The 25,721-nt window shown below is 71.4% G+C and carries 21 protein-coding genes and 1 tRNA gene; 8 read left to right on the top strand and 14 right to left on the bottom strand.

What is annotated here, in order from left to right; all coding sequences use genetic code 11:
* Positions 1–225: 225 nt before the first annotated feature.
* Positions 226–1,671, top strand: coding sequence for a pyruvate kinase (gene pyk, locus OG403_RS09985; RefSeq protein WP_329563282.1), 1,446 nt, complete (start codon positions 226–228; stop codon positions 1,669–1,671).
* 123 nt (positions 1,672–1,794) lie between these two features.
* Positions 1,795–2,481 (top strand): MBL fold metallo-hydrolase, encoded by a 687-nt coding sequence (locus OG403_RS09980; protein ID WP_329563280.1) that lies wholly within the window; start codon positions 1,795–1,797, stop codon positions 2,479–2,481.
* A gap of 14 nt (positions 2,482–2,495) precedes the next feature.
* Here the strand turns inward: OG403_RS09980 and lepB are convergent, their stop codons facing one another.
* Positions 2,496–3,434 (bottom strand): signal peptidase I, encoded by a 939-nt coding sequence (lepB, locus tag OG403_RS09975; protein WP_329563278.1) that lies wholly within the window; start codon positions 3,432–3,434, stop codon positions 2,496–2,498.
* Positions 3,435–3,602: 168 nt separating this feature from the next.
* Positions 3,603–4,046 carry an ATP-binding protein gene (locus OG403_RS09970; protein ID WP_329563276.1) on the bottom strand — a complete coding sequence of 148 codons (444 nt, stop codon included), beginning with the start codon at positions 4,044–4,046 and terminating at the stop codon, positions 3,603–3,605.
* Positions 4,047–4,287: 241 nt separating this feature from the next.
* Here OG403_RS09970 and OG403_RS09965 point away from each other — a divergent pair, with 241 nt between their 5' ends.
* Together OG403_RS09965 and OG403_RS09960 are read left to right on the top strand one after the other, a co-directional pair.
* Positions 4,288–5,133 carry a helix-turn-helix domain-containing protein gene (locus tag OG403_RS09965; protein WP_329563275.1) on the top strand — a complete coding sequence of 282 codons (846 nt, stop codon included), beginning with the start codon at positions 4,288–4,290 and terminating at the stop codon, positions 5,131–5,133.
* 28 nt (positions 5,134–5,161) lie between these two features.
* Positions 5,162–5,374 carry a DUF397 domain-containing protein gene (locus OG403_RS09960; protein ID WP_329563273.1) on the top strand — a complete coding sequence of 71 codons (213 nt, stop codon included), beginning with the start codon at positions 5,162–5,164 and terminating at the stop codon, positions 5,372–5,374.
* Between the two features lie 61 nt (positions 5,375–5,435).
* Here the strand turns inward: OG403_RS09960 and OG403_RS09955 are convergent, their stop codons facing one another.
* From OG403_RS09955 to OG403_RS09940, 4 genes are all read right to left on the bottom strand, one after another.
* Complete coding sequence (locus OG403_RS09955) at positions 5,436–9,683, bottom strand: hypothetical protein (protein WP_329563272.1); 4,248 nt, start codon at positions 9,681–9,683, stop codon at positions 5,436–5,438.
* Positions 9,673–10,518: a hypothetical protein gene (locus tag OG403_RS09950; RefSeq protein WP_329563270.1), complete on the bottom strand. Its 846-nt coding sequence runs from the start codon at positions 10,516–10,518 to the stop codon at positions 9,673–9,675. Before OG403_RS09950 ends, OG403_RS09955 begins: the two co-directional genes overlap by 11 nt.
* A gap of 63 nt (positions 10,519–10,581) precedes the next feature.
* Positions 10,582–11,289: a helix-turn-helix domain-containing protein gene (locus OG403_RS09945; protein WP_329563269.1), complete on the bottom strand. Its 708-nt coding sequence runs from the start codon at positions 11,287–11,289 to the stop codon at positions 10,582–10,584.
* A gap of 187 nt (positions 11,290–11,476) precedes the next feature.
* Positions 11,477–11,559, bottom strand: a tRNA-Leu gene (locus tag OG403_RS09940).
* 92 nt (positions 11,560–11,651) lie between these two features.
* Between OG403_RS09940 and OG403_RS09935 the strand changes: the two genes are divergently transcribed.
* On the top strand, positions 11,652–12,305 hold the full coding sequence (locus OG403_RS09935; protein WP_329563267.1) for an ANTAR domain-containing response regulator: 654 nt from the start codon (positions 11,652–11,654) through the stop codon (positions 12,303–12,305).
* Between the two features lie 161 nt (positions 12,306–12,466).
* On the opposite strand, the gene OG403_RS09930 is transcribed toward OG403_RS09935, so the two are convergent.
* On the bottom strand, positions 12,467–12,946 hold the full coding sequence (locus OG403_RS09930; protein ID WP_329563266.1) for a PaaI family thioesterase: 480 nt from the start codon (positions 12,944–12,946) through the stop codon (positions 12,467–12,469).
* A 253-nt stretch (positions 12,947–13,199) separates the two neighbouring features.
* Between OG403_RS09930 and polA the strand changes: the two genes are divergently transcribed.
* Entirely contained in the window at positions 13,200–15,884 is a 2,685-nt protein-coding gene (gene polA, locus OG403_RS09925) for a DNA polymerase I (RefSeq protein WP_442911057.1), read from the top strand.
* A gap of 47 nt (positions 15,885–15,931) precedes the next feature.
* Here polA and OG403_RS09920 read toward each other — a convergent pair whose 3' ends face one another.
* From OG403_RS09920 to OG403_RS09900, 5 genes are all read right to left on the bottom strand, one after another.
* Positions 15,932–16,477, bottom strand: coding sequence for a Uma2 family endonuclease (locus OG403_RS09920; RefSeq protein ID WP_329563261.1), 546 nt, complete (start codon positions 16,475–16,477; stop codon positions 15,932–15,934).
* A gap of 87 nt (positions 16,478–16,564) precedes the next feature.
* On the bottom strand, positions 16,565–16,972 hold the full coding sequence (locus OG403_RS09915) for a hypothetical protein (protein ID WP_329563259.1): 408 nt from the start codon (positions 16,970–16,972) through the stop codon (positions 16,565–16,567).
* A 24-nt stretch (positions 16,973–16,996) separates the two neighbouring features.
* Positions 16,997–17,248, bottom strand: coding sequence for a hypothetical protein (locus tag OG403_RS09910; RefSeq protein WP_329563258.1), 252 nt, complete (start codon positions 17,246–17,248; stop codon positions 16,997–16,999).
* Positions 17,245–19,755, bottom strand: a complete 2,511-nt coding sequence (hrpB, locus tag OG403_RS09905; RefSeq protein ID WP_329563256.1) for an ATP-dependent helicase HrpB — start codon at positions 19,753–19,755, stop codon at positions 17,245–17,247. Before hrpB ends, OG403_RS09910 begins: the two co-directional genes overlap by 4 nt.
* 11 nt (positions 19,756–19,766) lie before the next feature.
* Complete coding sequence (locus OG403_RS09900; RefSeq protein ID WP_329572223.1) at positions 19,767–20,621, bottom strand: class I SAM-dependent methyltransferase; 855 nt, start codon at positions 20,619–20,621, stop codon at positions 19,767–19,769.
* A 439-nt stretch (positions 20,622–21,060) separates the two neighbouring features.
* Between OG403_RS09900 and rpsA the strand changes: the two genes are divergently transcribed.
* Together rpsA and OG403_RS09890 are read left to right on the top strand one after the other, a co-directional pair.
* Positions 21,061–22,551 carry a 30S ribosomal protein S1 gene (gene rpsA / locus OG403_RS09895; protein ID WP_329563253.1) on the top strand — a complete coding sequence of 497 codons (1,491 nt, stop codon included), beginning with the start codon at positions 21,061–21,063 and terminating at the stop codon, positions 22,549–22,551.
* 219 nt (positions 22,552–22,770) lie between these two features.
* Positions 22,771–25,005: an MMPL family transporter gene (locus OG403_RS09890; protein ID WP_329572221.1), complete on the top strand. Its 2,235-nt coding sequence runs from the start codon at positions 22,771–22,773 to the stop codon at positions 25,003–25,005.
* On the opposite strand, the gene OG403_RS09885 is transcribed toward OG403_RS09890, so the two are convergent.
* Both OG403_RS09885 and OG403_RS09880 read right to left on the bottom strand, forming a co-directional pair.
* The gene (locus OG403_RS09885; protein WP_329563251.1) at positions 24,992–25,141 is read right to left on the bottom strand and encodes a hypothetical protein; all 150 of its coding nucleotides are present in this window, start codon (positions 25,139–25,141) and stop codon (positions 24,992–24,994) included. The genes OG403_RS09890 and OG403_RS09885 overlap by 14 nt on opposite strands.
* Before the next feature lie 70 nt (positions 25,142–25,211).
* A complete protein-coding gene (locus OG403_RS09880; RefSeq protein WP_329563249.1) occupies positions 25,212–25,670 on the bottom strand; it encodes a MarR family winged helix-turn-helix transcriptional regulator in 459 nt (152 codons plus the stop codon).
* Positions 25,671–25,721 lie beyond the last annotated feature (51 nt).

The following is a 25,721-nucleotide window of genomic DNA, read 5'->3' as shown; positions in this document are numbered from 1 at the left end:
CCACGTCTCCCCGATGGGGCAGAGCGTCCCGCCGGGCGCCGAGCGGCGCCTGTCGCCGGGATGAACCGGAGGTGAACAGGCTTTCACGGATCCGCATCGAACGCGGCAACCTTGGCGCAACCTGGTTGTGGATCAAGCGAAGTCACGCACCGTCAGAAAGTTCAACGAAGCTTTGCCCGGTGGCCACCTGACGGTTCGTCGGAACGTCGTTGTTACGCGCGGGTAATGCATACCCTCGGATCCATGCGCCGAGCAAAAATCGTCTGTACTCTCGGGCCCGCCGCCGACGCCTACGACCAGATCAAATCCCTGGTCGACGCCGGTATGGACATCGCCCGCTTCAATCTGAGCCACGGCTCCCACGCCGAACACGAGGAACGGTATCGCCGGGTCCGCAAGGCCGCCGACGAGACCGGCCGCAGTGTCGGCATCCTGGTCGACCTTCAAGGTCCGAAGATCCGCCTCGGCAAGTTCGCCGAAGGCCCTGTACTCCTCGAACGCGGCGACGAGTTCACCATCACGGTGGACGACGTCCCCGGTGACCGCGAGATCTGCGGAACCACCTACCCCGGGCTCGCCAATGACGTCGCGCGCGGGGAGCGGATCCTGATCGACGACGGCCGGGTCTGCCTCGAAGTCACCCACGTGGACGGCCCACGGGTGCACTGCATCGTCATCGAAGGCGGCCTGGTCTCCGACCACAAGGGCCTCAACCTGCCCGGTGTCGCCGTATCCGTGCCTGCGCTCAGCGACAAGGACGTCGCCGACCTGCGCTGGGCCCTGCGGATCGGCGCCGACCTGATCGCCCTCTCCTTCGTCCGCAGCGGCAAGGACATCGAGGACGTCCACGGCGTGATGCGGGAGGAGGGCCGCTTCCTCCCCGTCATCGCCAAGATCGAGAAGCCGCAGGCCGTCGAGAACCTGGAGTCGATCGTCGACGCCTTCGACGGCATCATGGTCGCCCGCGGCGACCTGGGCGTCGAACTGCCGCTGGAGCAGGTCCCGCTGGTCCAGAAGCGCGCCATCAAGCTGGCCAAGCGCAACGCCAAGCCGGTCATCGTGGCCACCCAGATGCTCGACTCGATGATCCACGCCTCCCGCCCGACCCGCGCCGAAGCCTCCGACGTCGCCAACGCCGTGCTCGACGGGACGGACGCGGTGATGCTCTCCGGCGAGACCTCGGTCGGCAAGTACCCGATCGAGACGGTCAGGACCATGGGCCGGATCGTCGAGGCCGTGGAGGGGGAGGTCCTGGAGGCCGGCCTGCCCCCGCTGACCATCCTCAACAAGCCCCGCACCCAGGGCGGCGCGGTCGCCCGGGCCGCCGCCGAGATCGGTGACTTCCTGGGCGCCAAGTACCTGATCGCGTTCACCCAGAGCGGTGACACGGCGCGGCGGCTGACCCGGTACCGGTCGCCGATCCCGGTGCTGGCGTTCACCTACGAGCCCGCGGTGCGCAGCCAGTTGGCGCTCACCTGGGGGGTGGAGACCTTCCTGGGCCCGTTCGTGCCGACCACGGACGAGATGGTGGCGCAGGTGGACGCGCAGCTGCTGAGCCTGGGGCGGTGCAAGCGCGGCGACACCGTGATCATCACGGCCGGTTCGCCGCCCGGGCTCGCGGGGTCCACCAACCTGGTGCGGGTGCACCACGTGGGGGAGTTGGACAACTGACGGCTGACGGCTGATCAGGGGGTTTGCGGGGGCGCCTGCCGCGGGTGGGCGCCCCTGGCCGGCGGGAATCATTTATAGTGAGAATGATTTGTGATGTGATGAAACCCGTCCGAGGAGCCCGCCATGCAGTCCATCGCCCCCGGAGTGACCCAGGTGGCCACCTCCACGACCAGCAACACCTTCCTGATCGAAGGCGATGCGGGCCTGATCCTGGTCGACGCGGGCATGGCCAAGGGCGTGCCCGCGCTGCTGAGCGCGATCGCGGAACTGGGCCACCGGCCCGCCGACCTCGCGGCCGTCGTCCTCACCCACGCCCACCCGGACCACGTGCAGGGCGTGCCGCAGGTGCGCGAGCGCACGGGCGCCCGCGTGCTCGTCCACCAGGCCGACGCCGCCTGGCTGCCCGCCGGACGGGTGCCCGCCGAGGGGCGCTCCGGCTTCACCGCCCGCTGCTTCGACCGGCTGCCGGTGGCGCACTGGACCCCGTTCGAGGCCGACGCGACGCTCGAGGACGGCGAACTGGTCGAGGGCGGCGGCGGCCTGCGGGTCATCCACACCCCCGGCCACTCGCCCGGCCACATCGCCCTGCTGCACGAGCCCACGGGCACCCTGCTGGCCGGCGACGCGGTCTTCGGCAACGGCGGCCTCGGCTTCGGGCCGGACTCGTTCGCCGCCGACCCCGAGCGGCGCCCGGCCGGCGTGAAGCGGATCCCGATGGCCGAGGTCAAGGCCGTCGGCTTCGGGCACGGCGCGCCGCTGACGGGGGCGCAACTGGCGGAGTTCCGGGAGTTCCTGGCGCGGGTGGCCTGAGGGCGGGGGCGGGGTCAGCTGCCGGTGCCGGTGGCCGTGCTCGGCGAGTAGCTGGACGAGGCCCGCCGCCGACGGCGGCGCCGGACCAGCAGCGTCACCGGGACGGCCCCGAACACCCCCAGTGCGGCCGGGGCGCTGGCCGCCTGCACCCCGATCCCGGGCTGCGAGAAGGTGTCCGGGATCGGCAGGTCGCTCCAGTGCGTGACCGGCCACGCGACCACGATCGCCCGCCCCACCACATCGCTGTCCGGCACCGCACCGCCGCCCGGCTCGTCCTGGTGGTAGCGCGAGTCGCTGGAGTCGTTGCGGTGGTCGCCCATCACCCAGATCGAGTCGGCCGGCACCTTGAGCGGCCCGAAGTTCCGGTCCCCGCAAGGCGTCGCCCCCGGATACACGTACGGCTCGTCCAGCGCCTTGCCGTTGACGTACACCGGCCCCGAGCCCTGGCAGCTGACGGTGTCCCCGCCCACCGCGATCACCCGCTTGATCAGGTACCCCTGATCGGCCGCCGGCAGCAGTCCGATCCAGCTGAACACGGACTGGGCACCGCGCACCACCGGGTTGCTGCTCGACTGCTGGGTCTCCTCCGCGTCCAGCCAGTGTGCCGGATCCTTGAAGACCACCACCTCCCCGCGCGACGGTCCGGACCCCAGCAGTGGTGTCAACTTGTCGACCAGGACCCGGTCGCCGATCTGCAGGGTGTTCGTCATCGAGGGAGACGGGATGTAGAACGCCTGCACCAGCACGGTCTTGATCAGCAGCGCCAGCACCAGGGCGACCACGACCAGGACCGGCAGCTCCTTCCAGAGGGGGCGGCGCTGTGTGGGCCCGCTCGGTGTATCGGGCGTATCGGGCGTATCGGGCGGGCTGGGAGGCGCGAACTCGGGTGCGCCGGGCAGGTCCTGCTCGGGCTCGCCCGCGCCGGCCTGCGCGCTGGTCGCCAAGTTCCCCACGTCCGCTCCCTGATCACCGTCGAGACCTCCCGGCCCGGATCGGGGCCGCAGCCATCATGGCGTCGGTCTGCTGTGATCAGCATAAGAAGGCAGGTGGATGGTTGACACTCCGTCGCCTTCGGGTCGCATGCTGCTCGCGGGTCGTGGTGTCAGGGGTGGGGCTCCTGGTCAGCGCGCCTGCGAGTTGTCGTCGGGGGCAGGCGGGCAGAGTGCCCACACCCGCTTGCCGATCCCCGCGCGCGGGCCCCAGCCCCACTCGCGCGTGAGTTGCTCGACCAGGTGCAGGCCTCTGCCCGACTCGTCGTCGGTGCCGACGGGGTGGAGCTCCGGCCTGGCGTCGCTCGCGTCGTGCACCTCGATCAGCAGACCGTCCGGGCCCACCGCGAGCCGCAGCCAGATCAGTTGGCCGGGGCGGGTGCCGTGTCGCCAGGCGTTGGTGACGAGTTCGGAGACCACGAGTTCGCCGCTGTCGGCGAGCTGCGGGCCGTTGGGGACGCGGGCGAGGAGGTCGCGCAGCAGGCGGCGCGCGATGCCGGGGGAGCGCCGGCTGTTGGGGAGCCAGCAGTGCTCGGTGGCGGGGGAGTTCGGCTTGCAGTTGGAGTTTTCGGACATGGGGGAGCCACCTCCGGTGCGTGATGGGGGACGTGATCCTGGTGGGCGGCAGCGGCCGGGAAAGGGCATGGGAATGCCCGGAAGCAAGCCGCCATGATCACTGTGTGTCTTGGTCGGACTACTCCTCGTAGCATGCTCGCAGTCGTGGCCTCTTCGCAAGCGTTCCGCGAGGAACGCATTCCCGAACATGTTCCGGCGCTACGCTGTGACCATCCGTCAGGAATGACCGGAGGTTGAAGACTTGACTGAACAGCGTCCATCCGTCCGCCGCCGTCGCCTGGCTGCCCTTCTCGTGCGCCTGCGGGAGGAATCGGGCAAGACGCCGGAAGAGGCAGCCGAACGAATCGCCTGCCATCGCACAAAGATCAGCAGGTTCGAGAACGCCCGCCTGCCCATCTCGCTGAGTGAACTGCGGGACCTACTCGGGTTCTACGGCGTGACAGACACCGAGTACGTGGAGAACCTCGTCGATCTCGCTCGCCGAAGCGGAGAGCGAGGGTGGACCCAGCGCGTCGGGATAGCGCTGCCTTCCTACGCGGACTACATCGACTACGAGCAGACAGCCGACTACATCCGTTCGTTCCAGCCGATGATTGTCGCTGGCCTGTTGCAGACCGCCGACTACGCGCGAGCGTTGTTCCGAGCCTCGCCCACCAGGATCGCTCCGCACCGGGTGGACGAACTGGTGGCGGTGCGGATGGAACGGCAGGAGATCCTGACCACCGACAACGCCCCGCGTGTGTGCGTCATCGAAGGCGAGGCGGCGTTGCGTGCCCAGGTAGGCGGACCGCAGGTCATGAAAGCTCAACTCGCCGCTCTCCAGGACCTGGCCGACGTGGTCGAACTCCAGGTGCTGCCGCTCAGCGCCGGTGCCCACGCCGGTGTCATGGGATCCTTCGTGCTGTTCAGCTTCCCGACGCCGGCCTTCTCCGACGTTGTGTGCGTAGAGCACCGTACGGGCACCCTGTACATGGAGACGCCGGAGGAGACGGACGCCTACACGCTCACCTTCGACTCGCTGCGATCCGCTGCCCTGAGCCCTACCGAGAGCCTCGACATGATCACTAGGGTCAAGCAAGAGCTCTAACCACTAGGACCGTTGAGAGGTATGAGGAATGCTCACCCAGGACTTCCACAACACCCGCTGGCGTAAGAGCACCTTCAGCGGCGACTCCGGGGACTGCGTCGAGGTCGCCGACGGCTTCCCCGGCGAGCTGCCCGTGCGCGACTCCAAGGACCCGCACGGCCCCGCGCTGGTGTTCCGCGCCGAGGCGTGGCAGGCGTTCGTGGCGGGCGTGCGGGCGGGGGAGTTCGGGGCCGGCTGCTGAGCGGTGTCGCGGGTGGCGGCGACAGCTCCGTGCTGTGGTGCGGGCTGTCGCCGGGCGCGCGTTACGGGCGGCGGGTGAAGATGGCGATGTCGCGGTTGAAGGCTGCGACCAGGTAGCCGGAGTCGGTGAGCGCGAGGGCAGTGCAGACGTATGGCAACGTGAGAACCGCTTCGCAGGCACGAGTGGCTATGTCCCATACCCGCAGTGAGCCGTCGTAGCCTGTACTGGCCACTTTGGCACGGCCGTTGAGGACGGAGCAGGTCACTGAGGTTACCCAGTCCGTGTGGCCGGTGAGGGGTTCGCCGAGGGGTTGGTGGGTGGCCAGGTCCCAGAAGCGCAGCGTTCCATCGTCGCTGCCGGTGACGGCGATGGGCCTGTCGTCCAGCAGGGTGCAGGCCACTGTGTCCACCGGGCCTGTGTGGCCGGTGAGGGGTTCGCTGAGGGGTTGGTGGGTGGCCAGGTCCCAGAAGCGCAGCGTTGCATCGGCGCTGTTGGTGATGGCGATGGGTTTGCCGTTCAGCAGAGTGCAAGCCACTGCGTTCACGTCATTCGTGTGGCCGGTGAGGGGCTCGCCGAGGGGTTGGCGGGCGGCCAGGTCCCAGAGCCGGACCGTCATGTCCATGCTGCCGGTGACGGCGATGGGTTTGCCGTTCAGCAGAGTGCAGGCCACTGCGGTCACCCGGCCCGTGTGGCCGGTGAGAGGTTTGCCGATGGGTTGGCCGGTTAGGTCCCAGATACGTAGCGTTGCATCGTGGCTGCCGGTGACGGCGATGGGCCGGCCATCCAGCACAGAAAAGGCCGCTGCGGTCACCCGGCTCTCGTGGCCGACGAGGGGTTTGCCGATGGGTTGGCCGGTCGTCAGATCCCACAGCCGTGCCATCGCATCCGTGCTGCCGCTGAGTCCGACGGGGTGTTCCTGTATGTCGGAGCACGCGACCGCTGTTACTCGGCTCTGGTGACCCGTGACGGGCGCGCCGACGGGCTGGCTGGTACTCAGGTCCCAGACCCGGATGGTCGAATCGTCGCTACTCGTGACGATTGCGGGGCCTCCGCTCAAGACCGAGAAGGCCACCGTCCAGATCGTGTCGTTGTGGCCGGTGAGGGGTTCGCCGAGGGGTTGGTGGGTGGTCAGGTCCCAGATGCGTACTGTCGCATCGGCTCCGCCGGTGATGGCGATGGGGTTGCCGTCCAGCAGGGTGCAGGCTACTGCGGTCACCCGGTTCGTGTGGCCGGTGAGGGGTTCTCCGAGGGGTTGGCGGGTGGTCAGGTCCCAGATCCGGAGCGCTGGATCGTTGCTGCTGGTGGCGGCGATGGGTTTGCCGTTCAGCAGGGTGCAGGCTACTGCGGTCACCTGGCCCGTGTGGCCGGTGAGGGCTTCGCCGAGGGGTTGGCGGGTGGTCAGGTCCCAGATGCGTACTGTCGCATCGGCTCCGCCGGTGATGGCGATGGGTTTGCCGTCCAGCAGGGTGCAGGCCACTGCGGTCACCTGGCCCGTGTGGCCGGTGAGCGGCTCGCCGAGGGGTTGGCGGGTGCTCAGGTCCCAGATCCGGAGCGTTGCATCGGCGCTGCTGGTGATGGCGATGGGTTTGCCGTTCAGCAGGGTGCAGGCCACTGCGGTCACCCAGTCCGTGTGGCCGGTGAGGGGTTCGCCGAGTGGCTGGCGGGTGGCCAGATCCCAGATGCGTACGGTGCTGTCACGACTGGCGGTGATGGCGATGGGAACGCCCTCCAGCTCCGCGCACGCCACTGAGTCAACCTCGTCGTTGTGGCCGGTGAGTGGCGCACCAACTGGCTTGCCAGTGCCAAGATCCCATACCTGTACTGCGCCGTCGTCGCTGGAAGCGACGGCTACTGGTCGTCCGTCCAGCACAGCGCACGCAAAGGCGCTGGCCTCGTACGCGTGGGCAACTATGGTGTTGCTGAGCGTATGGGACAAGCCCCCACCTGTGGCATGGAGCGGGACCCAAGTGTCGCGGAGCGGCCTGCCGTTCAGCGTTGTTGCCAGTGCGGGCGAGTTGTAACGGGTAGCGTCGAGAGCCAGAAGTTGCCGGCGCTGGTGAGGTGCGAGGCTCCGATGGACGCCCAGTGACGCCAAGTACACCGCCGCCGCCAAACGCGCACCCTCCGACCGCGCCGCCCGCAACCGCGGCGCCAGCCCGTCCGGGTCCGCGTGCACCAGGTACTCCGCCTCACCCAGCACCTCGTCCAGCACCCCGCCCCCCACCGCGTGCGCCGCCAAGTACCGCAGCGTGTACGGGTGCGCGTGCCCCCACTCCCGCTCGCCGGCCGAGCCGTACGGGACCCGGTCGGTCAGCACGCGCGTGAAGGCCGCGTGCACCGCGACCGAGTCGACGCCATCCCGCAGGTGCTCCGCCAGCGCCTGGTGGTACAGCCGGTACGCCGACCGGTCCTCCTCCACCGCCTCCACGATGTACGAACCCGCCGTCCGGCGCAGCCACAGCACGTCCTCGTCCGTGTACCGCCGCCCGCTGACCGCGCTCGCCAGCGGCGCCCACACGTCCTCCCAGGGCAGCCCCTGACCCTCGGCGTAGGCCAGCGGCCGCAGCAGATCCACCGCCCGCGCCGCGTCCTCGCCGAGCCGCAGCCGCAGGTCGCGGGCCATCGCCTGCCCCGCGTGCCGGGGCAGGCCCGCGCGCCAGGCCGGGTCGTACGGATCCGGAAGCGTGGGCATCGCGGCATGCGTGGCCGCCGTGATCCGGGCGACCAGGAACGAGCGGTCCGCGGCCCTGGCGATCGCGGAGGCGATCTCGTACCGCAGCTCGCCGTCGCCACCGCGGTAGGGCGAGTCGGGCGCTCCCTGGAGCAGATTGCGGACGGTGTACGTGAGCACGGCCTCCGGGTCCGCGTACCGCTCCGCGTCCAGATCGACCGCCGACTCCCGCCGCAGCCCCAGCCGGGCCAGCAGGTGCGGCCGGGTGCCCAGCAGCAGCCGGATCCGCCCCCGGGCGTGCTCGATCAGCGGGCGCAGCACCGTCGCGCAGAGACTGTCGGGCGTGGCGGCCTCGTCCAGCGCGTCGACCAGCACCACAAGCGGCCGCTCCCGCCCCGTCAGCGCCTCCAGCAGCGTGCCGACGGTGGCCGCCCCGCACCGGGCGGCTGCCGCGATGCCTTCCAGGACCTGCTGGTCGGTCAGTGTCTGGGCGTAGATGGCGACATCGATGTGGCGGGCGGCGGACGGGACGTTCCGCTCCAGCCCCAGCGCATGGATCGGCACGGTCCGGCTGTACTCGGGATGCGCCAGCGTCGCCAGCAGTCCCAGGACCGCCGTCTTGCCCGAACCGGGGCCCGCTGTCACCGCCAGTGCCGGGCGGTCGGAGGCGGGCGACCCGAGCCACTCCGCGAGGTCGGCCAGGGCCGTCCGCCGCCCGGAGAACCACCAACCGGACGCGTCAGGCGTAGGGACGCGGTACTCCATGAGCTCACCGGCACTGCTGGAACCGCCGGCCCGCACCATGAACCGACTGGTCAGCTCCAACCCGCGCCGGTCCGCCCGCCGCTGCCACCGCAACGTCTGCTGCAACGCCAGGTCGACCTCCGTCAACTGCGGCTCGTGCCGCGTGTTCGGCAGGAACTCCGGAACCTCCCCCGTCAACCCGATCTGCGCCAGCCCCACCCGCTGGAACCCGCCCTCGCGGTTCATGTGCTGCACCACCGCGTCCAACGCCAGCGCGCGCGGCCCGTGCCCCGCCGTCGCCAGGCTTGCCGCCGCCTCGCGCAGCCTGCGCGGGAACGCGCCCGTCTCCGCCTGCTCCAGCGGCTGCGCCGAGCAGACCACCACCAGCCCCGAACCCGGACGCTGACCCCAGCGCGGGCTCATCCGCTCCAGCGCCGCCGACGTCAACTCGGCACCGCCCTGGCCCGAGTAGCAGGTGTCCAGCAGCAGGAGCAGCCGGCGCACCCTGGTGCCGGACAGCAGCTGGCGGGCCAACTCCTCGGTGGGCAGCGCGCCCGCGATGTCATCGGGATCGGTGTCGGAGGTCAGCAGCACGTGTCCGCCGCCATCCTCCTCGTCCAGCACCTCGCCGTGTCCGCCGAGGTAGACGGTGATCAGATCGTCCTCGCGACGCTCCGGGGAGCGGCAGAACGCCCTGAGCCGCTCGACCAGTTGACCCTGCGTCGGGTCCAACCCGAGGTCGCTGACGTGCCGGTAGCCGAAGCGGCGGGTGAACAGCCTGATGATGTCCTGCCGGGCCTCGACCAGACCCGGCCGGTTCCAGGCGGGCTCGTTCCTGTAGTGCGCGACGGCCGTGGCGATCAGGAACCGGCGCGGCCCGGCCTCAGGCGCCATCCAGCGCCTCCGCGATCGCCGCACCGGTCAACTCGCTGGTCAGATAGGCGGTCGCGTCGTGCGCATGGCTGCCGTTGTGGACCAGCGCCGAGCGCAGCCGGGGGCCGAAGGCGGGGCGTAGATCCTTCACCAGGGCCACCACGTCACCGGCGTCCGCCACGTTCGTCCAGGTCGGGACACCGGGCCAGCGGCCCGGCTCGGGCTGCAGCCGGTCGAAGATCATCGGGATGCCGAGCGGCGACCCCAGCGTCACCAACGCCCGTACGCCGTGCCCCGGCAGCGCGCAGAGCGCCTCGTACGCGACCACCGAGCCCAGCGAGTGCCCGACCACCACCCGGGTGTCCGCGCCGATCAGCGCGGTCACCCTTTCGCGCGCCGCCGAACGGAGTTGATGGTCAGTCAGATAGCGGCTCACCTGCTTGAGGTCGAACACCATGGCCCGCAGCGCCAGCTCGGAGAAGAAGCGCGAGCCCGCCAGCGCCCGCAGTGCCGCCTGCACCGAACGCGGCGCCCGCGCCAGCGTCCGGCCCCCGGCGTCGGGCGGCACCACGCGTTCGTCCACCTCGGCGGCGGCCCGCCACCAGGCGAACAGCAGCTCCTGCTCCAGACCTTCGGCGACGTCGGCGGCACCGTACGGCGGATCGCCCGCCGCGAGCATCGTCCCCGGCGGGCGGAACAGGTCGCCGTAGAAGCCCATCGCGAGCCCGTCCAGGGCCAGTTCGGGCCCGCCCGCCCGGCGCAGCCCGTCGAGCAGGGCCGGTTGCCAGCGCTGGTGCAGGCTCTGCTCGCCGAGCAGCTGCTGGCCGACCCCGTGCACCGCGACCACCTGTGCCATCCGTGCATCCCCTCCCGGGCAGCACTCTACGGGCGGTGGGGTGGGGCATGGGTGGCGCGGGGGTCAGTACTTGGGGCCGATGTGCTGGTCCATGAGGGCCACGGAGGCGCGGCGGGCGATGGAGATGTTGACGGCGCCGTTGGTGCGGTGGGCGGCTTTCCACTGGACGCCGACGGTGTCGAGGGTGTCGGTGAAGATGCCGATGATGTCGGTGGACTTGTTGGTGAAGAAGTAGCGCGGGTACTCGTGCCGCCGGACCACGCCGTTGACGGTGCGGGTGGCCCAGTTGACGATGCGGCAGCCGTCGGAGTGGATCAGGCCGCGGAGCAGGTGCCAGGGGTGGGCGGCGACGATGTCCTGCTGCCAGGGAGCGAGGACGATGGGGCGGTCGTGCTTCTTGCCGGGGCCGTGTTGGGGGAAGAGGCAGGGCAGGTGCATCGAGTAGACCTTGACGTCCTTGCAACCCTTGCGGCGCACACGGCACGGTGTGCTGTTCGGCAGGACGTCGCGCATGGCCTGCTCGACCTCGTCCATGACCCCCGGCCAGCTGTTGTCACAGGTGACGGCGAGGTTGGGAGCCCGGTGCTGCTTGGGCTGGATGATGTGTCCGTCACCGAGGTACAGCCCCAGCAGGTACGAGTAGGCCGGTTTGTTGAGCTGGTCGTCGTAGCAGATCGGGCAGGTCGACCGCTTACGGCCGGGCAGCTGTCCCCGCTTTGCCAGGTCTTCGTGCTTCCACCAGCTGACTGTGCCCGTGGGCACACTGAGCATTCGGGATACGGCGGCGTTGGATATTCCGTCGCGGAGGAGCAGGACTGCCTGCTCGCGGACTGAACGGGTTGCCATGCCGACAAGAGTGCGACCGAGAAGGCCAAAACGGGATGCCAGTGCCGGGAATCACCCATATTGGTGAATGCCGGATCTGGGGAATAAATTGGAAATCGAAGGTGAAAATAGGTGCCGGGTGCGGGATTCGAACCCGCAAGCCCTCTCGGGCAGATGTGTTTGAGACATCCGTGTATGCCATTCCACCAACCCGGCAGGGAGGCAGGGGAAAGCATACCGGGTGCGTGCTCGCTCGTCTCCCTAGGTACCCTCTTGGGTGCAGCACCCCCGCCGGAACGAGGAGTCCCGTGAGCACCGCCGACGAGCAGCCCCAGGCGCTTGAGACCGACTCGCCCCAGATCACCCGAATTGTCATCGCCGAGGACGAGGCGCTGATCCGTCTCGACCTGAAGGAGATGCTCGAGGAGGAGGGCTACACCGTCGTCGGCGAGGCGGGCGACGGGGAGACCGCGGTGCGGCTGGTGGAGGAGCACCGGCCGGATCTGGCGATCCTGGATGTGAAGATGCCGGTGCTGGACGGGTTGTCGGCCGCCGAGCGGATCCATGAGGCGAACCTGGCTCCGGTGCTGATGCTGACCGCGTTCTCGCAGCGGGAGTTGGTGGACCGGGCGCGGGATGCGGGGGCGATGGCGTACATCGTCAAGCCGTTCTCGAAGAGCGACCTGGTGCCGGCGATCGAGATGGCGGTGTCGCGGTACACCGAGATGCGGGCGCTCGAGGGGGAGATCGCCGACCTGACCCAGCGGCTGGAGACCCGCAAGCTGGTGGACCGGGCGAAGAGTGTGCTGCAGACGAAGTTCGGGCTGAACGAGCCGGCCGCGTTCCGGTGGATCCAGAAGACCTCGATGGACCGGCGGATGACGATGGCCGCCGTGGCCGAGGCCGTCATCGAGGAGGGCGAGGCGCAGGACCGCAAGAAGGCGGAGGCCGGCGAGGGCTGAGCGCGGTGCGGTGAGCGCGGTGGGGTGAACGGGCCCCCGCCGCGCTCGGGTTGGGCGGCGGTGGCGGCGGTGTGGTGTGGTGCGAAGAGGCGCCCCCTCGTCGGCCGGACCTGCCCGGCGGTGGTCGAACGAGGGGACGCGGGTCCGGGCAGCGGGTCCGGTCAGAGGTCGCGCAGCGCGCAGGTCAGGCGGCAGCTGGTGATCCGGCGCCCGGTGTCGTCGGTGATCGCGATCTCGTAGGTGGCTGCGGTGCGGCCCTTGAAGACGGCGGTGGCCACGCCGGTGACGAGCCCGGAGGTGGCCGAGCGGTGGTGGGTCACGTTGAGGTCGACGCCCACCGCGTAGCGGCCGGGCCCGGCGTGCAGCATCGCCGCCACCGATCCGAGCGTCTCGGCTAGCGCGGCCGAGGCGCCGCCGTGCAGCAGGCCGTAGGGCTGCTGGTTGCCCTCGACCGGCATGGTGCCGACCACGCGGTCGCCGGAGGCCTCCACCACCCGGATGGCCATCTTGTCGCCGAGGGTGCCCCCGGAGAAGGTGCTGGGCTCCACGCCGAGCTTGGCGAAGTGGTCCAGCACGTCCTGCGGCACGTCCAGCTTCAGCGGGGCCTGGGCGGCGGCGTCGGTGGGGGCTTGCTCGGTCATCGGTCATCTCTCCTGGTTGCCGGTGATCTTCGGTCGTGATCGCCTTTCGTGATCGTACGACTGGCCCGGCGCGAGGCCGCCGGTGGCCTGCTCGCGGTCGGCCGGTGTTGCCGGTTCGGGTTGTCGGTGCGGCGGCCTAGGATCGAGGGCGGTAGTTGCTGGAACGGCTAGAACGGACGTAGACGTGGCGCAGCGGAGTGCGGGGCAGAGCGCGGGCAGTACGGGCGGGGCGGCCGGGGCGCGGCCCCGGCTGATGCTGCTCGACGGCCATTCCCTGGCGTACCGGGCGTTCTACGCCCTGCCGGTGGAGAACTTCAACACCGCCACCGGGCAGCCGACCAACGCGGTCTACGGCTTCGCCTCGATGGTCGCCAACACGGTGCGCGACGAGGCCCCCACCCACCTCGCGGTGGCCTTCGATGTCTCGCGCAAGACCTTCCGCTCCGAGGAGTTCCCGGACTACAAGGCCAACCGGGCCAAGACTCCTGATGAGTTCCGCAGCCAGATCGGCCTGATCGGCGAGCTGCTGGACGCGATGAAGGTGCCCCGGCTCTCGCTGGAGGGCTTCGAGGCCGACGACATCATCGCCACTCTGGCCACCGCCGCGGAGGCGGCCGGCTTCGAGGTGCTGATCGTCACCGGCGACCGGGACTCGCTGCAGCTGGTGACCGAGCACACCACCGTGCTCTACCCGACCAAGGGCGTCTCCGAGCTGACCCGCTACACCCCCGAGAAGGTCGCGGAGAAGTACGGGGTGACGCCCCGTCAGTACCCGGACCTGGCCGCGCTGCGTGGCGACCCGTCGGACAACCTGCCCGGCATCCCGGGTGTCGGTGAGAAGACCGCCGCCAAGTGGGTCAACCAGTTCGGCTCCTTCGACGAGCTGGTGGCCCGGGCCGACGAGGTCAAGGGCAAGATCGGCGAGAAGCTGCGCGAGCACCTGGACTCGGTCAAGCGCAACCGGGTGCTCACCGAGCTGGTGCGCGATGTCGAACTGCCGCTCGGCGTCGGTGACCTGGGCCGCGAGCCGTTCGACCGGGAGGCCGTCGGGCAGCTGATGGAGTCCCTGGAGTTCCGCAACCCCAACTTCCGCGAGCGGGTCTACGCGCTGGACGTCGGCGCCGCGGCGCAGGCCGAGGCGGTCGCCGCCGCGCCCGGGGTCGAGGTCGCGGGCGAGCTGCTGACCGAGCCCGGCGCGCTGGCCGACTGGCTGGCCGGGCACGCCGCCGGGCCGGACCCCGTCGCGCTGGCCGCCGTCTACCAGTGGGCGCTGGGCAGCGGCTCGGTCCAGGAGGTGGCGCTGGCCACCGCCGAGAGCGCGGTCTGGTTCGACCCCGCCCAGCTGGCCGAGGCGGACGAGCGGGCCTTCGCCGGCTGGCTGGCCGACCCCGCGCGCCCCAAGGCGCTGCACATCGCCAAGCAGGTGATCCGGGCCTTCGCCGAGCAGGGTTGGAGCGTCGAGGGCGTCGGTGCCGACACCGCGCTCGCCGCCTACCTGGAGAAGCCGGGTCGGCGCACCTTCACCCTGGAGGTGCTGGCCGAGGAGTACCTGGGCCGTTCGCTGGCGCCCGCCGAGGCGGCCGAGAGCGGTCAGCTCGCCTTCGACGCCCCGGAGGAGGACCCGAGCGCGGGTGCTCAGGCGCTGATGGTCCAGGCCCGCACGGTGCTCGACCTGGCCGAGCTCTTCGAGGGCCGGCTGGCCGAGCACGGCTCGGTCGAGCTGATCCGCGACATGGAGCTGCCGATCGCCGCGCTGCTGGCCCGGATGGAGCGCACCGGCATCGCCGCCGACCGCGGCTGGCTGCAGTCGCTGGAGAACCAGTTCGCCACCGAGATCCAGCGCGTGGTGGAGGAGGCGCACCGGGCAGCCGGGCGGGAGTTCAACCTCGGCTCGCCCAAGCAGCTCCAGGAGATCCTCTTCAACGAGCTGGGCCTGCCCAAGACCAAGAAGATCAAGACCGGTTACACCACCGACGCCGACGCGCTGACCTGGCTGGCCGCCCAGAGCGAGAACGAGCTGCCGGTCATCCTGCTGCGCCACCGCGACCAGGCCAAGCTGCGCACCACGGTCGAGGGCCTGCTCAAGACGGTCTCGCCGCAGGGCCGGATCCACACCACCTTCAACCAGATGGTGGCCGCCACCGGCCGGCTCTCCTCGCAGGACCCGAACCTGCAGAACATCCCGGTGCGCACCGAGGAGGGCCGGCTGATCCGGCGCGCCTTCGTGGTCGGCGAGGGGTACGAGTCGCTGCTGACCGCCGACTACTCGCAGATCGAGCTGCGGATCATGGCCCACCTCTCCGAGGACGCGGCGCTGATCGAGGCCTTCGCCAGCGGCGAGGACCTGCACACCACGGTCGCCTCCTCGGTCTTCGGGGTGGCGCCCGCCGAGGTCGACGCCGAGATGCGCCGCAAGATCAAGGCGATGTCCTACGGCCTGGCCTACGGGCTCTCGGCGTACGGGCTCTCCCAGCAGCTGGGGATCAAGCCGGCCGAGGCGCAGGGCCTGATGGACACCTACTTCGAGCGCTTCGGCGGGGTGCGCGACTACCTGCACCGGGTGGTCGAGGAGGCCCGCGCCACCGGCTACACCGAGACCCTGCTGGGCCGCCGCCGCTACCTGCCCGACCTGACCAGCGACAACCGCCAGCGCCGTGAGATGGCCGAGCGGATGGCGCTCAACGCCCCCGTCCAGGGCTCGGCCGCCGACATCGTCAAGATCGCGATGCTCCGGGTGGACGCGGCGCTGACCGAGGCGAAGCTCACCTCCCGGATGCTGCTCCAGGTGCACGACGAAATCGTGCTGGAGCTGGCCCCGGGCGAGCGCGAGCCGGTGGAGGCGATCGTCCGCGAGCAGATGGCCGGCGCCTACGACCTGCGCGCGCCGCTGGACGTCTCGGTGGGCGTCGGCGCCGATTGGGAGGCGGCGGCGCACTGACGGCCCGGGCCGCCGGGTTCCGTGCGGAGCCCGGCGGCCGGCCATGGTCAGTACGGCAGCAGACCGGTGGTGTCGAGGACGAAGCCGAAGGGCTCGGGGATGTGGACGGACTCCCCGAAGGCGGCGTCCTCCCGGAGCCGGTAGCGGTCGTTCTCGGGCTCGCTGAGCAGCGTCACGGTCTTCTGCCCGGGGTCGACGATCAGGTAGGCGGGGATCCCCATCTGGGGATAGTCCCGGACTTTTCCCTCCCAGTCGTTCTCCGGGTTCGAGGGGGAGACGATCTCGACGGCGATCAGGGCGAGTTCGGCGGGAATCCTGTTCTCCGTCGTCGCCATCGCGTCCTCGGGGAGGTAGGTCAGGTCCGGGTTGCGGAGCTTGCCGACCGCGGGTGACGACAGATCGGAGTTCCCGGATGCCAGGTAGCCCTCGGGTGCGTGCGCCTCGAACTGGCGCTGGATCAGGGCGAGGTTGCGCTGGTGGATGCCCGAGGGCGAGGCCTGCATGATGATCAGCTCGCCGGAGAACTCGACCTTGATGTTCTTCGGCGCGATCCTGCGGGCTTCCTCGACCAGGTCGAGATGGTGCGCGTACATCTGTCCTCCAGAGCCGACTCGCCCCAGCGTAGAGGGCCGGTCGGCGGTGGGGCGCCGGCGGTTGGCGCGCCGGGTCGGTTCCGCCCGTTAGGATCCGGTCCTGATCTTGGTGGGCGGGTGCGAGGACGGACCGATGGAGCAGGACGAACAGCAGACCGGGGACGGGGACCGGGGGGTGATGCGGGCTCTGGCCGGGCGGCTCGCCGGGCGCCGGGGCGGTGTGCTCGCGGTCGCGGCGGGGGTGCTGGTGCTGGTCGGTGGTGCCGGCTGGCTCGCGGCGGGCACGGGGTCCTCCCGTGCGGCCCACCCGGCGCCGGTTCCGGCGGCGAGCAGCGCTGCGCCGACGGCCTCGGCCTCGCCGTCGGCTGCTGCGTCGCCGGCGCCGTCGGCCTTGCCCAGCGAGAGCCCCTCGCCTGTGACGTCGCCCTCGACCACGCCGCCGCCGACCAGGACATCGGCGCCCGCCGAGCCGCCGGCGACCAGTGCCAAGCCCAAGCCGCGCACGGCGACGGCCCCCAGTCAGGTCCCGAAGCCATCCGCGCCGAGGGCTTCGTCGACGCCGCTGGCGGACGTCTCCCCGGGAACCGCGTACACCGGCGATGGCGGCACACCCGCCCACTCGACGGCCACCTGCGCGAGGAACGCGGCCGGCGTGATCATGACCTGCGACCCGGTCCAGACTGCCATTCCGATACCCCCGCCCCCCGCCCGCCCCTTCAGCGAGCCGCCGCTGCCGACCCAGTACCCGCCGATTCCCTGACGGTCCGTCACTTCCGCTGGTTCGCCCGCCGGGTGGGCTCCGCCGTGGTCGGGTCCTCGGGCCACGGGTGGCGGGGGTAGCGGCCGCGCAGTTCGGCGCGGACGGCGCGGTAGCCCTCGCGCCAGAAGTTGGCCAGGTCGCCGGTGACGGCGGCCGGGCGGCCGGCGGGGGAGAGCAGGTGGATGGTCAGCGGGACCCGGCCGCCGGCCAGTGCGGGGGTGGCGGCCCAGCCGAAGAGTTCCTGGAGCTTGACCGCGAGCACCGGGCGCTCGGTCGAGTAGTCGACCCGGATCCGCGACCCGCTGGGGACGGTGATCCGCTCGGGGGCCAGCTCGTCCAGGCGGCCCGCCTCGCCGGTGGACCAGGGCAGCAGGCGCTGCAGGGCCGAGCCGGTGTCCAGGCGTTCCAGGTCGGCCCGCCGGCGGGCCCGGGAGAGCTCGGGTTCCAGCCACTGCTCGGCGGCGGCCAGCAGCGCCTGGTCGCTGACGTCCGGCCAGGGGGCGCCGAGTGCGTGGTGCAGGAAGGCCAGCCGGGCGCGCAGCGAACTCGCGCCCTCCGGCCAGCGCAGCAGCTCGCTGACGCCCTCGCGGGCCAGGCCCTCCAGCAGTGCGGCCCGCACCAGTGTCGGATCGGGGCGGGTGAGTCGGTCGGCGTCCAGTTCGAGCGCGCCCAGTGCGGTGAGCCGGCGGGCCGTCAGTTCGCCGCGCCGGCTGCCGGGCGGCACGGCCCAGCGCACCTCGTCCCGTTCGGTGAGCAGGTGCGCGGCGGCGGTGCGGGCGGTCTGCTCGTCGATGGGCACCGCCCGTCGCACCCGCGCCGAGGCCGCGCCGGCGGGGCGGTCGGCGACCGCGATGGCCAGCCAGGGGGCGCCGCCGAGCGCCGAGCCGGGCGCGGTCTCGGCGGCCGTGCCGGAGGCCATCAGGAAGGCGCCGCCCCGGGCCCGCGCGACCCGCTCCGGGTGGGCCAGTGCGACCAGCAGTCCGGCGGCGGCCTGGTCGGTCGGCTCGCGCTCACGCCCGCGCTCGGGCGCGGTCACCTGGGCCCGCAGCCGCCGCACCTCCTGCCGCCAGCGCGCCGCGTACGGGGTCGAGGAGTCGCGCACCGCGCGCCAGGCGGCCGCCAGGTCGTCACCGAGCTCGCGGGGGAGCTCCTCGGAGAGCAGCGCGACGATCTCCGCCGCGCGCCGGGCGCCCACCTCTGCGGCGCCATCGAGCAGGGCACGCGCCAGCCGCGGGTGCAGGCCGGTGCGCGCGAACCGGCGCCCGCGCTCGGTCGCGCGCCCGTCGGGTGTCACCGCGCCGAGCGCGAGCAGCGTCTGCCGGGCGGCCGCCAGGGCACCCGCCGGCGGCGGATCGGGCAGTGCGAGCCCGCTCGCCTGCGGGTCGCCCCAGCAGGCGGCCTGCAGTGCGAAGCCGGTCAGGTCGGCTAGCGCGATCTCGGGGGTCGGGAAGCGCGGGGCGCGGGCGTCCGCCACCTCGGCCCAGCACCGGTAGACCGTCCCCGGCGCCTCGCGCCCGGCCCGCCCGGCCCGCTGGCGGCCGGCCGCCAGCGAGGCCCGCACCGTGACCAGGCTGCCCAGTCCGCGCGCGTGGTCGGTGCGCGGCTCGCGGGCCAGCCCGCTGTCCACCACGATCCGCACGCCCGGCACGGTCAGCGAGGACTCGGCGACCGAGGTGGCCAGGATGACCCGGCGGCGCCCGCCCGCCGTCAGCGCCGCGTCCTGCACGGCGGCCGGGGCCTGCCCGTGCAGTTGGAGCACCTCCACCTCCGGCAGGCCGCCGAGCTGCCCGGCCACCCGGGCGATCTCGCCGACCCCGGGCAGGAAGCAGAGCAGGTCGCCGGCCCGCTCGGCCAGCGCCCGGCGCACCACGGCCGCGACGTGCTCCAGCAGCGCGGCGTCGACCCGGGTGCCCTGCGGCGGGCGGACGGCGGTCGGCGGTGGCGCCCACACCACCTCGACCGGGTGGGCGATCCCGTGCGCCGCCACCACCGGTGCGTCGCCCAGCAGTTCGGCCCAGGCCGCGGTGTCCGAGGTGGCCGAGGCGACCAGCACCGCGAGTTCGGGGCGCAGCGTCTCGCGCACGTCCAGCAGGAAGGCGAGCGCGGTGTCCGCGTCCAGGTGCCGCTCGTGGCACTCGTCCAGCAACACCACGTCCACGCCGGGCAGTTCGGGATCGCGCTGGAGGCGCTGCAGCAGCACGCCGGTGGTGACCACCTCGATCACCGTGTCGGGCCCCACCACCCGCTCCCCGCGCACGGTGTGGCCGACCCGGGCGCCCTCCCGCTCGCCCAGCAGCCAGGCCATCCGCCGCGCCGCCGCCCGCACCGCGAGCCGTCGCGGTTCGGCGACCAGCACGTGGCGTTGTGGCGCGGCGGCGTCGAGCAGCCCCGCCAGCGCGAGCGGCACCAGCGTGGTCTTCCCGGTGCCGGGCGGTGCGGCCAGCACGGCCACGCCGCGTTCGTCGAGGGCGGCGGCCAGCGCGGGCAGTGCGCTGCGGACGGGCAGGTCGAGGTTCACCGCCCCAGTATTCAGCCCCGGCGCGAGACGAAGATCGCCGTCCCCGGGATGTGCCGCCCGCGCAGCGGGCTCCAGCCGCCCCACTCCTGCTCCAGGCCCTCCGGCCACTGCGGCTCCACCAGGTCGAGCAGCGTGAACCCGGCCGCCACCAGCTCACGCACCCGGTCGCCCAGGGTGCGGTGGTGCTCGACGTAGCTGGCCCGGCCCTGCTCGTCCTGCTCGACGTAGGGCGTGCGGTCGAAGTAGGAGGCGGTCGCGGTGAGCCCGGCCGCCCCCGGTTCGTCCGGGAAGGCCCAGCGGATCGGGTGGGTGACCGAGAAGACCCAGCGCCCGCCGGGCCGCAGCACCCGGTGCACCTCGCGCATCAGCGCGGCGGTGTCCGCGCTGAACGGCACCGCGCCGTAGGCCGAGCAGGCCAGGTCGAAGGAGCCGTCGGCGAACGGCAGCACCGCCGCGTCCGCCTGCACCAGGGCGACGGGCCGGTCCCCGCGCGAGAGGTCGATCCGGCGCGAGTGCTGCAGCTGCCGGTGCGAGATGTCGAGCGCCACCGGGCGGGCGCCCTGCGCGCGCAGCCAGCGCGAGCACTGCGCCGCGCCCGCGCCGATCTCCAGCACGTCGCGGCCGGCCAGTTCGTCCGCGCCGCCCAGCAGCCGGGCGTCCGCCTCGTCCAGGCCTTCGGGGCACCAGGTGAAGCGGTCGTCGCCGAGGAACGCTCCGTGCTCGTCCTGGTACTCGTCGGCGTTGCGGTCCCACCAGTGCCGGCTAGCCCGGCTGCTCTCCTCGGGCGCGGCCTCGCGGCGCAGCGCGACGTCGTCGTCACCGTCCGGGTCCGGCGTCCACTTGCCAGGGGTGGTGTCAACGGTCATCATGCGCCTCGCGTAGGGTAGGGGCTGCGGAAAGCGTCGCTGCCTGGCGCCGGCCCTTCGGGGACGGGATCAGGCGGTGGCATCCGGGGAGCCGGGCCCCTGTGGCTGCCACTCCCCACGTCGGCCGGTCAGGTCGCGTGAGGTGCGCAGTTGGAGGATATGGCCTGATCCATACCGGCCTGGACGGTCTCGTCGCCTTCGGCGTTGACCGTGCCTGGCTGTCCCCGTATGCTACAAGTTGCGCTGCGGGCCTGTGCGCCTCGGACGGAGCAGGTCGCGCTCGCATCTGTCGAAGACCCCACGGTCGCAAGACGGACACTTCCTTGAAGTTGAGGGTAAGTGGGCCGTGTTCTTGGCTGTCCGGCTTTCGGTGGGAGCGAACCGGGCCCCCGCGTGGCATTACCTACGACTTCATGTCCGTACCGGAGCCCTTTTCCTAATGACGAGCCCCACCGACACCTCTGTCAGCACCACCCCGCAGGTTGCGGTCAACGACATCGGCGACGCGGAAGCATTCCTCGCGGCGATCGACGAGACCATCAAGTACTTCAACGATGGCGACATCGTTGAGGGCATCATCGTGAAGGTCGACCGTGACGAGGTGCTCCTCGACATCGGTTACAAGACCGAGGGTGTCATCCCCTCCCGCGAGCTCTCGATCAAGCACGACGTCGACCCCCACGAGGTTGTCAAGGTCGGCGACGAGATCGAGGCCCTGGTTCTCCAGAAGGAGGACAAGGAGGGTCGTCTGATCCTGTCCAAGAAGCGTGCGCAGTACGAGCGCGCCTGGGGCACGATCGAGAAGATCAAGGAAGAGGACGGGATCGTCACCGGTACCGTCATCGAGGTCGTCAAGGGTGGTCTCATCCTCGACATCGGCCTCCGTGGCTTCCTGCCGGCTTCGCTGGTCGAGATGCGCCGCGTGCGCGACCTGCAGCCCTACGTGGGCAAGGAGCTCGAGGCCAAGATCATCGAGCTGGACAAGAACCGCAACAACGTGGTCCTGTCCCGCCGTGCCTGGCTGGAGCAGACCCAGAGCGAGGTCCGCCAGACCTTCCTCACCACCCTGCAGAAGGGCCAGGTGCGCTCCGGCGTCGTCTCCTCGATCGTCAACTTCGGTGCCTTCGTGGACCTGGGCGGCGTCGACGGTCTCGTCCACGTCTCCGAGCTGTCCTGGAAGCACATCGACCACCCGTCCGAGGTTGTCGAGGTCGGCCAGGAGGTCACCGTCGAGGTTCTCGACGTTGACATGGACCGCGAGCGCGTCTCCCTGTCGCTGAAGGCGACCCAGGAGGACCCGTGGCAGCAGTTCGCCCGTACGCACCAGATCGGCCAGGTCGTCCCGGGTAAGGTCACCAAGCTGGTTCCGTTCGGTGCGTTCGTCCGCGTGGACGAGGGCATCGAGGGTCTGGTCCACATCTCCGAGCTGGCCGAGCGCCACGTGGAGATCCCGGAGCAGGTCGTCCAGGTCGGCGACGAGATCTTCGTCAAGGTCATCGACATCGACCTCGAGCGTCGTCGCATCAGCCTCTCGCTGAAGCAGGCCAACGAGTCGCTCGGTGCCGACCCGGCCTCGGTCGAGTTCGACCCGACCCTGTACGGCATGGCTGCCTCGTACGACGACCAGGGCAACTACATCTACCCCGAGGGCTTCGACCCCGAGGCGAACGACTGGCTGCCCGGCTACGAGAAGCAGCGTGAGGAGTGGGAGCGCCAGTACGCCGAGGCGCAGGCCCGCTTCGAGCAGCACCAGGCCCAGGTCATCAAGAGCCGCGAGGCCGACGCCGAGGCCGCTGCCGAGGGTGGCGACGCGGTTGCCGCCGCTGCCGGTGGCAACTACTCCTCCTCCAGCGACGAGGGCGCCGGCGCCCTCGCCTCGGACGAGGCGCTGGCTGCCCTGCGCGAGAAGCTGGCCGGCGGCCAGAGCTGATCGCACAGCGCAACTCGGTGTGAGTTGAACTGAGTGGGCCCCCATCCGGGTGACCGGATGGGGGCCCACTGTCATGTTCTGCCCGAGTTCCGTCAGCAATGTCGCTTTGGTGTGATAAGGCGCTCATCGCGATCTTATGGGTGTTTTAGGACGGAACACCTAGCGTGGGATGAGTTGCCCGTCGGGCATCCTCGCCCCGCACGCTAGGCCTTCCGCTTGATGCGCCTTTCCGCTGCTTCACCCTCATCGGCCGCTGTCGCTCCCGGCAAGCTGGCCTCGCTCGGCCGCTTCTGCCACCGCCACCGGCGCTGGGTGCTCGCCTTCTGGGTGGCGGTGCTCGCGCTCGGGGTGCTGATCGGCGGCCGGGTCTTCGAGGGCTCGGTCACCAACACCTCCTCCGGCGGCTACGAGTCGGTCCAGGGCAGCAACCTGGTCGCCGCCGCCGACCCGTCCTCGGGCACGGTCACCGCCGTGGTCGCCGGGCAGCCGGTGGACACCCCGGTGGTGCGCGACGCGGTCACCGTCGCCGCCCAGGACCTGGCGAAGCTGCCCGGCGTGCTCTCGGTCTCGGATGCCTACCAGAACGGTCAGCAGGCGCTGCGCGCCGCCGACGGTGCCTCCAGCGTGATCAACGTGCGGATGACCGCCGACGCGAACACCGCGCAGCAGCAGGCCGTCAGCCAGCTGCTCACCGCGATGCAGCCGCCCGGCACGCACGTCACCGTGGGTGGCGACCTGGTGCTGCAGCACGAGGTCAAGGCGCAGACCCAGTCGGACACGAAATTCGGCGAGATCGTCACGCTGCCACTGACACTGATCGTCATGGTGCTGGTCTTCGGCGGCCTGGCCGCGGCCAGTCTTCCGGTGATCGGCGCGGTCGCCTCGGTCGGCGGGGCACTGCTGGCGATGTTCGGTTTCAGCCAGATCATGGACATCGACACCACGGTGCTGCCGATCGCCACCGTGCTGGGCCTGGGCCTGTCGATCGACTACGCGCTGCTGATGGTCAACCGCTTCCGCGAGGAGCGCGGGCGCGGCGCGGAGATCGCCGCCGCCGTCGACCGGACGGCCGCGACGGCCGGGCGCACCGTCGCCTTCTCGGGCCTGACTGTCGCGGTCGCGCTCAGCGGGCTCTTCGTCTTCACCAGCCCGGTCTTCCGGGCGGTGGCCGCCGCCGGGGTCAGCGTGGTGGTGATCGCGGTGCTCGCCGCGCTCACCCTGGTGCCGGCGCTGCTCGGCTTCGCCGGGCACCGGATCAAGCCGCCCAAGCACGCCGAGCCCGACGAGGGCTTCTTCGCCCGCACGGTGCGCCGGGTGCAGCGCCGCGCGGTGCCGGTCGCGCTGATCTGCGTCGCGCTGCTGACCGCCGCCGGCGCGCCGTTCCTGAACGCCGACATGCGCTCCACCGGTGCCGCCGTGCTGCCCACCAGTTCGGCCGGGCGCCAGGTGTCGGACACCATCGCGCAGGAGTTCCCGCAGCTGGCCCCCGCGCCGGTGACCGTGGTGGTGCGCGCCGCCGAGCCGGCCGCCGCGCACTACGCCGACGACGTGGTGGCCAAGCTGCCCGGGGTCGCCGGGGTGCGGGCGGTGCAGCCGGTCGGCCCCGACCTGAGCACCGTCGAGGTGCTGGTGCAGGGCGACCCGCAGGGCGGGCAGGCCAAGCAGGTGGTGGACGAGCTGCGCGCGGACCGGGGCGGGCTGACCACCTACGTCACCGGGGACGCGGCGAGCGTGGTCGACTTCCAGCACGAGCTGGCCGACCGGGGGCCGTGGGCGCTGGGGCTGGTCGCGGTCGGCACCCTGGTGCTGCTCTTCCTGATGACCGGCTCGGTGGTGATGCCGGTCAAGGCCCTGCTGATGAACCTGCTCTCGCTCGGCTGCTCGCTGGGCGCGCTGACCATGGTCTTCCAGCACGGCTGGCTCAGCGGGCTGCTCGGCTTCACGCCGACCGGGGGCCTGGAGACCTTCATCCCGGTGCTGGTCTTCGCCTTCGCCTTCGGACTCTCGATGGACTACGAGGTCTTCCTGCTGGCGCGGATCAAGGAGTTGCGGGACCAGGGCTACAACTGCAAGCAGTCGGTGCAGCTGGGACTGCAGCGCAGCGGGCGGATCATCACCTCGGCGGCGCTGCTGATGGTGATCGTCTTCGCCGGGTTCGCGGCCGGGCAGATGCTGATGGTCAAGGAGATGGGCATCGCGCTGGCGGTGGCCGTGGCGGTGGACGCCACCGTGGTGCGCTGCCTGCTGGTGCCGGCCATGATGTCGCTCTTCGGCGAGTTCAACTGGTGGGCGCCCGCGCCGCTGCGCAAGCTCTACGCCCGGTTCGGGCTGCGCGAGCACGTGGCGCTGCCGCCGCTGGAGGTGGCCGCCGGCGCCTCGGTGCCCGGCCCGCGCAAGCCCGAGTCGGAGCTGGTCGAGCCGAATCTTGTTGAGCCGGGGCTCACTCGCCGTTGACGCAGGCGTTGCCGAAGCCGGAGTTGAGCGCGCCGCCGAGGTTGGCGGAGTCGCAGGCCGCGGCGGCGCCGGCTCCGGTGAGGAGCAGGCCGCAGAGGGCGGCGGCGACGAGCAGGGAGTTGCGCAGGGAGATCACGCGAGGTCCTTAGGGCTGGACGGACAGTGCGTCCTGCTAACGCGTGGTGGGCGCAAAGGTGACTCTTGGGTCAGCTGATCCGTCGCAGGAGGTCGACGGCCTGCCGCAGGGTGAGCCGCTCCGCCTCGGTCAGCTCGCGTTCGATCGCCTCGGCCAGGTGGCTCTCGCGCCGCCGGCGCTGGTCCGCCAGGGTGGCCCGGCCGGTCGCGGTGGCGGTCAGCACGAGCTTGCGCCCGTCGGTGGGGTGGCGCTCCTGCCGGATCAGGCCGGCCTGGAGCAGCTGGGTGACGGTGCGGGCCATCGACTGGTGGCGCACCCGCTGGCGGTCGGCCAGTTCGGCGGTGGTGTGCGGGCCCTCGCGGACCAGCCAGCCGAGCGCGCCCAGCTGGCTCTGCGGCAGCGCGGAGGCGGCGTCCCGCACCTGGCGGACCAGGTCGCCGAGGGTGGCCCGCAGGTCGGCGGCCAGCTGGAGCGAGGCGGGGGCGAGGTCAGGGGAGGGGTCGGGGTCGGGGGAGGGTGTGCTGCTCATAGGTCCACTGTAACGAAAATATGTACAGCAGAACTGTTCAGCCTTGCTGTA

Source organism: Kitasatospora sp. NBC_01266, from assembly GCF_036242395.1.
Taxonomy (GTDB): domain Bacteria; phylum Actinomycetota; class Actinomycetes; order Streptomycetales; family Streptomycetaceae; genus Kitasatospora.
This window is presented reverse-complemented; position numbering and strand designations above follow the sequence as displayed.